The 12223-nt window shown below is 41.2% G+C and carries 9 protein-coding genes and 1 riboswitch; all 9 genes read left to right on the forward strand.

The features are described 5' to 3' along the window. A partial coding sequence (locus tag AKK44_RS06460; RefSeq protein WP_152911078.1) for a cold-shock protein occupies positions 1-160 on the forward strand: 160 nt, incomplete at its 5' end. Between the two features lie 60 nt (positions 161-220). Further along, positions 221-335: riboswitch (PreQ1 riboswitch) on the forward strand. Next, positions 333-839: a QueT transporter family protein gene (locus AKK44_RS06465; protein ID WP_037596748.1), complete on the forward strand. Its 507-nt coding sequence runs from the start codon at positions 333-335 to the stop codon at positions 837-839. It overlaps the preceding riboswitch by 3 nt. 154 nt (positions 840-993) lie before the next feature. Next, on the forward strand, positions 994-2952 hold the full coding sequence (gene ligA / locus AKK44_RS06470) for an NAD-dependent DNA ligase LigA (RefSeq protein WP_054279008.1): 1959 nt from the start codon (positions 994-996) through the stop codon (positions 2950-2952). 15 nt (positions 2953-2967) lie between these two features. Then, positions 2968-3990 carry a diacylglycerol kinase family lipid kinase gene (locus AKK44_RS06475; RefSeq protein ID WP_037595934.1) on the forward strand — a complete coding sequence of 341 codons (1023 nt, stop codon included), beginning with the start codon at positions 2968-2970 and terminating at the stop codon, positions 3988-3990. Between the two features lie 8 nt (positions 3991-3998). Next, the gene (gene pulA / locus AKK44_RS06480; protein ID WP_054279009.1) at positions 3999-6299 is read left to right on the forward strand and encodes a type I pullulanase; all 2301 of its coding nucleotides are present in this window, start codon (positions 3999-4001) and stop codon (positions 6297-6299) included. Positions 6300-6376: 77 nt separating this feature from the next. Continuing rightward, positions 6377-8257, forward strand: coding sequence for a 1,4-alpha-glucan branching protein GlgB (gene glgB / locus AKK44_RS06485; RefSeq protein ID WP_054279010.1), 1881 nt, complete (start codon positions 6377-6379; stop codon positions 8255-8257). An 88-nt stretch (positions 8258-8345) separates the two neighbouring features. Then, positions 8346-9485: a glucose-1-phosphate adenylyltransferase gene (locus AKK44_RS06490; protein WP_054279011.1), complete on the forward strand. Its 1140-nt coding sequence runs from the start codon at positions 8346-8348 to the stop codon at positions 9483-9485. Continuing rightward, entirely contained in the window at positions 9475-10608 is a 1134-nt protein-coding gene (gene glgD / locus AKK44_RS06495) for a glucose-1-phosphate adenylyltransferase subunit GlgD (RefSeq protein WP_054279012.1), read from the forward strand. The genes AKK44_RS06490 and glgD overlap by 11 nt, the downstream gene beginning before the upstream one ends. Continuing rightward, a complete protein-coding gene (gene glgA / locus AKK44_RS06500) occupies positions 10605-12047 on the forward strand; it encodes a glycogen synthase GlgA (protein WP_054279013.1) in 1443 nt (480 codons plus the stop codon). The genes glgD and glgA overlap by 4 nt, the downstream gene beginning before the upstream one ends. The last annotated feature ends 176 nt before the right edge of the window (positions 12048-12223 follow it).

Genomic DNA, 12223 nt, shown 5'->3' on the forward strand with positions numbered 1-12223 from the left:
CGGCTTTATTTCACAAGAAAATGGAGACGACGTGTTCGCCCATTTCTCAGCAATTCAGACTGATGGTTTTAAATCATTAGATGATGGCCAAAAAGTTAGTTTTGATATTGAGCAAGGTCAACGTGGCCTTCAAGCGACAAATATTACTAAAAACGCCTAATATTAAAAACCCTAAAGGTTAGACTAAAAATCTAATCTTTTGGGTTTTTTTGTATGAAATTATGTTACAATAGAATAGTTGTTTGGCAACCCTTGATGCTTAGTTCCCTTTCATCAAGCATATTACACACGTAGCAAGGTTAAGTCCTTGTTTTGACGTTAAAGGAGAAAACATGAAACATTTTACTGTCCGTGACTACGTTCACATTGCTTTGGTAGCTGCTTTATATGTGGTGCTAACCATTACCCCACCTCTGAACGCCATTTCTTATGGAATGTATCAATTTAGGGTTTCTGAAATGATGAATTTTTTGGCATTTTATAACAAAAAATATATTATTGCAGTGACTCTAGGGTGTATGATAGCTAACTTTTACAGTTTTGGCTTGATTGATGTCTTTGTTGGTGGTGGTTCAACCTTTATTTTTGTGACCTTAGGAGTATTTTTATTTCAAAAATACCACAAAGACTATCTGTTTAACGGACTCTTAAATAAGGCTTTTGTTTACTTTTCATTATTTTTTGCAACCTCTATGATTACTGTTGCTATAGAGTTGACATTTTTTGGAGCTCCTTTCTTTTTAACCTGGTTTACCACGGCTATAGGAGAGCTGGCATCGCTCTTGATTGGTTCGGTGATTATCGACAAATTATCTAAACGCCTTAATCTAAATCAATAACCATTTAAATACCAAGCCTCCCTTAGGGGAGGCTTTTTAGTTTGTCTACTGTGCTGTTTGTCGTGTGATAAAAAAATCCTTAACTAGGATGTATCTTTTGATTCTTATTTCTAGTCATTCGCCTATTTTCTGTCTTTTATGATAAAATAAAGGTATGGAAAAACGAATAAGAGAATTGACAGATTTATTAAATCGTTATCGTCAAGAGTACTATACTAATGATGCGCCATCTGTTTCAGATAGCCACTATGACAGCCTATATCAGGAACTTTTAGCATTAGAAAAAGCATATCCTAATGCTGTTTTGCCCAATAGCCCTACCCTTGAAGTGGGTGGTAAGCTATTAGAAGGTTTTGAAAAATATCGACACCAGTATCCGTTGTTTAGTTTACAGGATGCTTTTTCACGTGAAGATTTACTGTTGTTTGACAAACGGGTGAAAACAGAATTTCCAGCTGCTCAGTATATTGCCGAATTAAAAATAGATGGGCTTTCCATTTCCTTAGTTTATGAATCTGGCAAACTCAAGGTCGGTGCCACGCGTGGCGATGGTAGTACGGGTGAAAACATTACAGAAAATCTCAAAAACGTAGCAGATATCCCAAAATGCTTAGCAAAAGAGCTTTCCTTAACGATTCGTGGGGAAGCTTATATGCCTCGTTTGGCTTTTCAAACCATTAATGAGGAGCGTCACGAAAATGGGCAAACTGAGTTTGCTAATCCACGAAATGCCGCTGCAGGAACTTTAAGGCAATTGGACACAAGAGTTGTTGCCAAGCGTCAGCTTGCGACCTTCCTATATCAAACTGTTGATTCACCTGATCAGACGACTCAAGCAGAGGTGCTTGAGCATTTGGCTGATTTGGGATTTTCGGTTAATAGCAACTATATCGTTAGTTCCTCAATGGCTGAGATTTGGGACTTTATCCAAGAAATCGAAACTGTTCGAGACCAATTGCCTTATGATATTGACGGTATAGTTGTCAAGGTCAACCATCTCGCTATGCAAGAAGAGCTTGGTTTTACAGTTAAAGCACCGCGATGGGCAATTGCCTACAAATTTCCAGCTGAAGAAAAAGAAGCGGAGCTTTTATCAGTCGACTGGACTGTCGGACGGACAGGTGTTGTGACCCCAACCGCTAATTTAACGCCTATTCAATTAGCAGGAACAACCGTTAGCCGTGCAACCTTGCACAATGTGGACTATATTACGGAAAAGGACATCCGTATTGGAGATACTGTTGTTGTCTATAAGGCAGGGGATATTATTCCTGCTGTGTTGAGAGTTGTTCATACGAAAAGGCATCAGCAAGCACCGATGCCGATTCCAAGTGTTTGTCCTTCTTGCCAGAGTGATTTGGTGCATTTTGAAGATGAGGTGGCTTTGCGCTGCATTAATCCCCTGTGCCCAAGTTTGATGCAACGTGGCTTAGAACACTTTGCTAGTCGAAATGCGATGAACATTGCAGGTCTAGGACCGGCTATGGTTGGTAAGTTATTTGCTGCTGGTTTAGTCCATGATGTTGCTGATATTTATAGCCTGTCACCAGCAGAATTAGTCCTATTAGATGGGGTTAAGGAAAAATCTGCTGAAAAGTTAGTGACAGCTATCGAAAATTCTAAGACAAAATCGGCAGATAAATTACTGTTTGGGCTAGGCATTCGTCATGTTGGTGCTAAAGCCAGTCGTCTGATTTTAGAGACGTTTGGCGATATCGAAGCCCTTTTAAATGTCACAGAAGCCCAGGTGGCACAAATTGATGGCCTCGGAAAAGTTATTGCGGCATCTTTAGTGCGTTATTTTCAACAAGAACAAGCTGCAAAACTGATCTCTGAATTAAAAGAGGCTGGCGTTAATTTGAGCTATCTAGGTCATCGGACGGATAGCACAGCGGCTTTATTTGGCTTAACCGTTGTCCTGACTGGGAAGTTATCACAAATGACTCGAAACGAAGCCAAAGCAAAGCTTGAACAACTGGGGGCAAAGGTCACTAACAGCGTCTCGAAAAAAACGGACTTGCTGGTGGCAGGAACAGAGGCAGGCTCTAAGCTTGATAAGGCGCAACAACTAGGTATTAGGATTGAAAACGAGGATTGGTTACGCAACCAATAAAGGTGAGGTGAAAAGATGAAGAAGCAAATGAGAGCACGTCTCATTTATAACCCAACTTCAGGGCAGGAAATCATTAAAAAAAATGTTGCCGAAGTTTTGGATATTTTGGAAGGGTTTGGCTATGAAACGTCAGCCTTTCAAACCACAGCGGCTCCCAACTCGGCTCTCAATGAGGCGAAGAGGGCAGCGCAAGCCGGTTTTGATTTACTTGTGGCTGCTGGTGGTGATGGGACGATTAATGAAGTTGTCAACGGCATTGCACCACTGGAACATCGACCTAAAATGGCTATTATTCCCACAGGAACAACCAATGATTTTGCCAGAGCTTTGAAAATCCCCCGTGGAAACCCAATCAAAGCGGCTAAATTAATTGGAAAAAATCAAACCATTCAGATGGACATTGGTCGTGCCAAGGGCGATACCTATTTTATCAATATTGCGGCAGCGGGAAGTTTGACGGAGTTGACCTATAGCGTGCCTAGCCAGTTGAAAACCATGTTTGGTTATTTGGCTTATTTGGCAAAAGGAGTTGAACTCTTGCCGCGCGTGCGTAAGGTACCAGTTAAAATTACTCATGATCATGGGGTTTTTGAAGGTGAAGCATCGATGATTTTTGCTGCGATAACTAACTCGGTTGGTGGGTTTGAGATGATAGCTCCAGATGCCAAATTAGATGATGGGATGTTTACCTTGATTGTGGTAAAAACAGCCAACTTATTTGAAGTGGTGCATTTGCTGCGTTTAATTATTGATGGCGGAAAGCATGTCACGGACCGTCGTGTTGAATACATTAAAACGAGTAAAATCACTATCGAGCCTCTATCTGATAAGCGCATGATGATTAATCTAGATGGGGAATACGGGGGCGATGCGCCGATTACTTTAGAAAACTTTAAAAACCACATTACCTTTTTTGCAGATACGGATCTGATTTCAGACGATGCTCTTGTCGTTGATCAAGAAGAATTAGCTATTGGTGAAATGGTTAAGAAATTTGCCCACGAGGTAAAAGATTTAGAACAGGAAATGGAGAAATAAATCAAGCCATGGATAATGCTGTTATCATCCATTACCACACGCGTCAGGAAAACTATTTTAACCTTAGTTTATGGCAGTGGCAAGATGGAAAGTTAGGAAAAGATGCTTATTTTTCGCGGTTTGATAGTTTTGGAGCAGTAGCTCATCTTGTCTATCCAGCCCCTTATTTTTTAGGGCATGCATATGTCATTATCAAGGACCAGTCATGGAATCATCAGACGGTTGATTATCGCATTGAGCGTGATTATGGTTTGTCCAAAGTAGAAGTTTGGCTTGTTGATGGTGATGATACGGTTTACTACTCACGACAAGCAGCGGTTTCTAGTCCCTATTATTCACGTTGCGTGCCGCACGCTTTTGATCTTGCGATTAATAGCAAGGCTTTTGATAAACGGTGGGGATTTTCAGGTTGGCTGGGATGTCGATACCATATTGACCATACGACTTTTCGCTTGTGGGCTCCGACAGCTGAGCGTGTGGAGTTGGTGCTATACCATTCAACAGATGATCGTGCCAGTGTTTCGCAGGTTATTCCCATGCAAAGAGGGAGTGACCATAATCCAGATGACCATGCGGTCAACACGCACGGGGTTTGGGAGCTAGAGCTTAGTGGTGATTATAATTACCAAGCTTATCGCTACCGAGTGTATTACCGCAAACGAACATTTAGAGACACACGTGATCCCTATGCTACTGCAACGACAGCTAACGGACGACGTTCTATCGTTATTGATCCCAAAGCATTGATTCCTGAAGGGTTCTCAGTCAGACAAGGGAAAGAGGCTACTTGGCGCCTGGACAATCCAAATCAAGCGGTCATTTACGAAATGCATGTTCGTGATTTTTCAAAATCACCAACTTCAGGTGTTTCAGAAGCTAATCGTGGTAAGTTTAAGGGCTTGTTTGAGAAAGGGACTCGTAATTCTTTTGGTGATAAGACCTGCTTTGACTACGTTACCTCTCTTGGGGTGACTCATATTCAGCTACAACCCATTTTTGATCATCATCAAACCCTTGATGATAAGGGGGATTATGCGTACAACTGGGGCTATGACCCCGAAAATTATAATGTTCCTGACGCTAGTTTCACGAGTAATCCTCATGAGCCTGCAACTCGTATCTTAGAGTTGAAAGAAGCGATTCAAGCCTACCATGATGCAGGCATTAGCGTGATTATGGACGTTGTGTATAATCATACCTATTCTTCGCGGGATTCGGCCTTTCAATTAGCGGTGCCTGATTATTATTATCGGATGAATCCAAACGGTTCTTTTCAAAATGGTTCAGGCTGTGGTAACGAAACAGCCAGCGAGAAAGAAATGTATCGCAAATACATGATTGACTCAATCCTGTATTGGACAAAAATGTTTAATATTGATGGTTTCCGATTTGATTTAATGGGACTTCATGATATTGAAACTATGAGGATGATCCGACAAGAATTAGACAAAATCGATCCAAGGATTCTCATGTACGGAGAAGGTTGGGACATGGGTATTGGGTTAGCACCAGACCAAAAAGCCAAAAAAGAAAATGCGAGTCAACTACCGGGGATTGGTTTTTTCAATGATGATCAGCGCAATGCCATAAAAGGTGCTGAAGTGTATGGTCATTTTAAAAAAGGCTTTGTGTCTGGTGCCTCTACAGAAGATTTAGTTGCTAAGGCGATTCTTGGTAGCGATGAGCTAAATGGTTACTTAACTCCGAGTCAAGTTGTTAACTACGTCGAAGCACATGATAATTACAATCTAAATGATCTGTTTTGGGCTTTGAACCCTGATGACACAAAAGCTGTGCATACTAAGCGTGTTCAGCTAGCCTCTGCCATGAATATCCTCATGCAAGGGATTTGTTTTATGCAGATTGGTCAAGAATTTTTACGCACCAAACTTTATCCAACAGGAGCTAACAAGGTGCTGACAGATGACGATAAGCACCGTGCGATGAATTCTTACAATGCTCCAGACGAAGTGAATCAGGTTGATTGGCGAAAGGTCAGCTTGGAGCGTGAGACAGTGGCGTTTGTCAAGGCTTTGATTTTCTTGAAAACGAAAACCCCGCTCTTTTCATATCAGACTTTCGAAGACATTAGAAAGCATGTCTACATTGAAAAAGCTGATTACAATACAGGCTTTATTAGCTTTACCGTAACAGATAAAAGAAAATACCGAGTGATTTTCACTATTTTTGGGAACCGCTTGCAATACCTTGAAAATAATGCTATAATTGAGACAAATGACAAGCGTTTTCAAAAAAGTGAGTTAATCATGAATAATTTGACAGCGATGATCCTTGACATCACGGAATAACCTGAGAAATCTCAGGTTATTTTTTGTTTTTTTAAGGGTTATATTCTTTGTTATTAAAAGCAAGAAAGGGTGATGGGATGGATAATGACTTAGCATTGTATACATTTGGGACAGGCGAAAACAGCCACATGCAAGATTATTTTGGGGTACATCGCGTAGAGCATGACGGTAGACCGAGCTATGTTTTCAGAGTCTGGGCCCCCAATGCCGAAGCCGTTAGTGTGATTGGTGACTTTACAAATTGGACACAAAGCCCAATACCAATGCAAAAAAACAGTGCAGGTGTTTGGGAGACAGTTACGCCATTAGCTAAAGAGGGAGACCTTTATAAATATTTGGTTAAGCGTCAGGGAGGTCATGTGGTTGAAAAAATTGACCCTGTTGCTTTCTTGTTTGAAGCAAGGCCAGGTACCGCTGCCGTTGTAAAGACCTTACCATCTAAAAAATGGCGTGATGGCCTTTGGATGGGACGTCGAAAGCGGTTTGGGTTTAAGAAAAGACCTGTCAATATCTATGAAGTGCATGCCAATTCGTGGAAAAAAGATGAACAAGGCAATCCCTATGATTTTAACCGCTTAAAAGAAGAACTGATTCCTTATTTGAAACAAATGCATTATACCCATGTAGAATTTATGCCTTTAATGGCTCATCCTCTAGGTCAGAGTTGGGGCTACCAAGTGATGGGATATTTTGCTTTTGAGTCTACCTTTGGGACGCCCGAAGCCTTTCAAGACTTTGTTGAGGCATGCCATCTGAATAATATAGGGGTGCTGATTGATTGGGTGCCTGGTCACTTTACTCAAAACGATGATGCATTAGCCTATTTTGATGGGACTGCAACTTATGAATATCAAGACCATCATAGAGCGCATAATTATGGCTGGGGAGCACTTAATTTTGATTTAGGAAAAACACAGGTACACTCTTTTTTAATTTCCAGTGCTCTTTTTTGGATAGAGACGTATCACGTCGATGGCATCAGAGTGGATGCCGTTAGCAATATGTTGTATTTAGACTACGATCAAGGTCCTTGGACACCAAATAAACACGGTGGCAACGAAAACCTAGAAGGCATTGCATTTTTACAAAAGCTAACGAGTACTCTCAAAAGTTACCATCCAGATGTGATGCTCATAGCTGAAGAAGCAACCTCAGCTATTCCAATTACTAGTCCTGTTACAGAAGGTGGTTTGGGCTTTGACTTTAAGTGGAACATGGGATGGATGAATGATATTCTAAGATTTTATGCAGAAGACCCTTACTATCGAAAATATCAGTTTCATTTGCTGACCTTTAGTTTTATGTATTGTTTTAAGGAAAATTACTTGTTGCCTTTTTCTCACGATGAGGTTGTTCATGGGAAAAAAAGCATGATGCATAAAATGTGGGGAGACCGCTACAATCAATTTGCAGGGTTGAGAAATCTTTATGCTTACCAAATGTGTCACCCAGGGAAAAAATTGCTCTTTATGGGTTCAGAGTTTGGACAATTTTTAGAATGGAAGTGTGACGACCAATTAGAATGGTCTGATTTGACCGATGACCTTAATGCTAAGATGTCATACTTTACCTCGTTTTTAAATCAGTTTTATAAAGAGCATAACATGCTTTGGCAAAATGATGAAACCTATGACGGCATTGAAATGATTGATGCTGATAATAAAGAAGAGTCGGTTTTGTCGTTTTGTCGCTTTAACGCAAAAGGCGATCTTCTCTTGTGTGTCTTTAACATGACGCCAGTAGAGCGCAAGCAGTTCACCATAGGTGTACCGATAGCAGGTCTATACGAAGAAGTGCTTAACACAGAGCTTGAAGCCTTTGGCGGCGTATGGAAAGAGCACAATCCAGTTACAGAAACTGTCAAGGAAACCTGGAAAACCTATGAGCAGACGCTACAATTTACATTGCCTGCTCTTGGCGCCAGCATTTGGCGGATTAAGCGCCGTAACAAGTCGTGAAAAGTAGCTTATGAACTCGTCAAGCACGTGTGTTGAAATAGACCTACTAATGATAGAAACGTATTAAGAGCCATGAAAGGATATCTGAATGAAGAATGAAATGTTAGCTTTGATTCTAGCGGGAGGGCAAGGAACTCGTCTAGGAAAATTAACCCACACCATTGCCAAGCCTGCAGTACAATTTGGTGGTCGCTATCGCATTATTGATTTTGCATTGTCCAACTGTGCCAATTCAGGCATCGGTCATGTTGGAGTTATTACACAATACCAGCCTTTGGCGTTAAATAATCATATCGGAAACGGCTCTTCTTGGGGGCTAGATGGTATTAATTCAGGTGCCACCATCTTACAGCCTTACTCTGCTACAGAAGGTAACCGTTGGTTCCAAGGAACTAGCCATGCCATATACCAAAACATTGACTACATTGATAGCATTAATCCTGAGTACGTGCTGATTTTATCTGGCGACCATATTTACAAGATGGATTATGATGACATGTTGCAAACCCACAAAGATAATATGGCTAGCTTAACTGTTGCCGTGATTGATGTCCCTTTGAAAGAAGCCAGTCGATTTGGCATTATGAACACAGATACCAATGACCGCATTGTTGAATTTGAAGAAAAACCAGCTAATCCAAAATCCACCAAAGCCTCTATGGGGATTTACATTTTCAACTGGAAACGCCTACGCAAAATGCTTGTCGATGCTGAAAAAAACAATGTTGACATGTGTGATTTCGGTCAAAACGTTATCCCATCATACCTAGAGTCTGGTGAGCGTGTCTACACCTATAACTTTAGTGGCTACTGGAAAGACGTAGGAACAATTGAATCACTCTGGGAAGCCAATATGGAATATATCGGTGAAGACAATGAGCTCGTAAGCCGTGACCGCTCTTGGAAAATCTATTCTAAAAATCATATTGCTCCTCCAAATTTCATCACCGAAGACGCAGAAGTCCTAGATTCCTTGGTTGTGGATGGTAGTTTTGTATCAGGAAGAGTTGAACATTCTATTTTATCAACAAATGTCCAAGTCAGAAAAGGTGCAGAAATCAAGGACTCCTTTATCATGAGTGGAGCTATTATTGGTGAAGGCGCCAAAGTCACTCGAGCTATTATCGGTGAAGGTGCAGTGATTGGCGAAGGCGTTGTTATTGATGGCAGTCAAGATGTACAGGTAGTTGGCTATAACGAGGTAGTGGGGGTACCAAATGAAGATTGATAAATATTCAGCAATTTTAGGAAGTTCCGTTGGTTTTCCAGAAATGAAAGGACTAACAGACACACGTCCCTTGGCAAACTTGCCTTTTGATGGGAAATACCGCCTCATCGACTTTCAGTTATCAAACCTTGCTAATGCGGGAGTCAGAAGCATCTATGGTATTTTTCGTGGGCAAAACATCCGCTCTGTTTTTGACCATATTCGCTCAGGGAGAGAATGGGGCTTAAATTCTTTGTTGAGCCATTATTTTCTTGGTTTTTATAACACGCAAGAAGATTCCAAAGAAGCTGACAAAGACTACTACGAGCAAATCCTAACCTATCTTAAAAGGTCAGGGTCTGATCAAACCATTTACATGAGTTGTGATATGTTGTGCAATATTGACTTGAGCCAGGTTATTCACCTGCACAATGCCAATCATCGTAACATAACGGTCGTTTACAAAACCATGCCAAAGGATTCTATTTCGCCATCAAATGATGTGCTAGAAATTGATGAAACGGATACGGTTATCTGTAGACGCACTCATTTGGGAGACGAGCCATCACAAAAAATGTCGGCGGGCATCTATATTGTAAATACCCCTTGGTTGATTGAACAGATGGAAAAAGAAGCTCAAAAAGCAGTGCCACAAAAGCTACGCTTCTTATTACGTGATTTGATTATCTCCGAAGGAGCACTAGGGTTTGAGTACACCGGCTATTTGGCAAATATCCATTCGGTCAAATCTTATTTTGATGCCAATATGGACATGTTGGATCCTCAAAAATTTTACTCGCTATTATATGCAAACCAAAAAGTTTACACTCGGGTTAAAAATGAAGAGTCTACCTACTTTGATAGAGCTTCGGTAGTGAAAAATTCACAATTTGCGTCAGGCAGCATCATCAAAGGAACAGTAGAGCATGCCATTGTGTCGCGAAATTGTCTGATTGCGCCTGGAGCCAGTGTCAAAAACAGTATTTTGCTACCAAAGGCTGAAATTGGCGAAGGGGCTGTTATTGCTTATGCGATTATCGATAAGTCTGTCAAGGTCGCACCAGGCATCACCATTAAAGGAACCCCAGAAGATCCTATTGTCATCGCCAAAGGAACAAGGGTTGTTGAGGATATGATTAAATGAAATTAATGTTTATTGCAGCAGAAGGAGCACCTTTTGCTAAAACAGGAGGATTGGGTGATGTTATCGGAGCATTACCGAAATCACTCGTCAAAAGTGGGCATGAAGTCTCTGTGATGCTTCCCTATTATGATGTGATAGACCAAACCTTTGGTCATCAGGTAGAAGACGTCTCACACTTTTACACCCAAGTTGGGTGGCGACATCAGTATGTTGGGATAAAAAAACTGCTTAAGGATGGCGTTACCTTTTACTTTATTGATAACCAGTACTATTTTTTCAGAGGAAAAGTTTATGGTGATTGGGATGATGGTGAGCGCTTTGCTTACTTTCAACTAGCAGCACTAGAAGCTCTCGAAAAAATCAATCTGATACCTGATGTGTTACATCTGCACGACTATCACACAGCGATGATTCCCTTCTTACTAAGAGAAAAATACCATTGGAAAACAGCCTATCAAGACATACAGACTGTTTTTACCATTCACAACATCCAGTTTCAAGGGCAGTTTGATCCAGGCATGTTAGGGGACTTGTTTGGTGTAGGCATGGAACGTTACCATGACGGCACATTGCGATGGGACAATGCTCTAAACTGGATGAAAGCAGCAGTGCTCTATGCTGATCGCGTAACAACCGTATCGCCCACTTATGCCCAAGAGATTCAAACGCCAGCTTTTGGTAAAGGACTAGACCCCGTCATGCGTATGATAGCTGGGAAGCTTAGAGGAATTGTCAATGGGATTGATACCGAATTAATTAATCCCGAGACCGACACTTATCTAGCGGAGCCATTTTCAGCAGAAAACATCACAGGAAAAAAAGCAACTAGAAAAGCCTTGCAAGAGCGATTAAACCTGCCGGTTAACGACGGCGTTCCCTTGATTGGGATCGTCTCAAGGTTAACAGACCAAAAGGGGTTTGACCTTGTGGTTGAAGAGTTACATCATTTGATGCAGCTAGACCTTCAATTAGTGGTTTTGGGCACGGGCTATCCTGAGTATGAAGAAGCCTTTAGGAGATTTGCGCAAGAATACCCAGAAAAGTTATCAGCTAACCTTACTTTTGATTTGGAGTTGGCGCAGCAGATTTATGGGGCTAGCGATCTATTTCTGATGCCTAGTGCCTTTGAGCCTTGTGGACTTTCTCAGATGATGGCAATGCGGTATGGAAGCCTGCCAATCGTGCACGAAGTTGGGGGATTGAAAGACACTGTCCTGCCGTATGATCCCTATAGCCAGACAGGAACTGGTTTTGGGTTTAATAACTTTACTGGATTCTGGATGACACAAACAATCTTGCTCGCTCTTGATACCTATCGTAATTTCCCAGAAGTATGGCAAAACCTACAAAAAAATGCCATGACCAAGGATTTTTCGTGGGATATGGCAAGCCTGGCTTATCTAGCGCTATACCAGGAGCTTCATGAGTCCTTTAGATAAGATAAGGAGTTGATAAAAAAAGAATAAGTAATCGTTGCTCAAGCCCGATAAACATTAGTTTATTGGGTTTTGACGGCGAATCGTCCTGCTAAAAGTAACCTTATTTTAAGTAGTGAAAGGCAAATGATATTGTCGGAAAATACTGAAAGATGGTTAGTTTTGGTCTAAGAAACATA

It is taken from the genome of Streptococcus phocae, from assembly GCF_001302265.1.
Lineage (GTDB): Bacteria > Bacillota > Bacilli > Lactobacillales > Streptococcaceae > Streptococcus > Streptococcus phocae.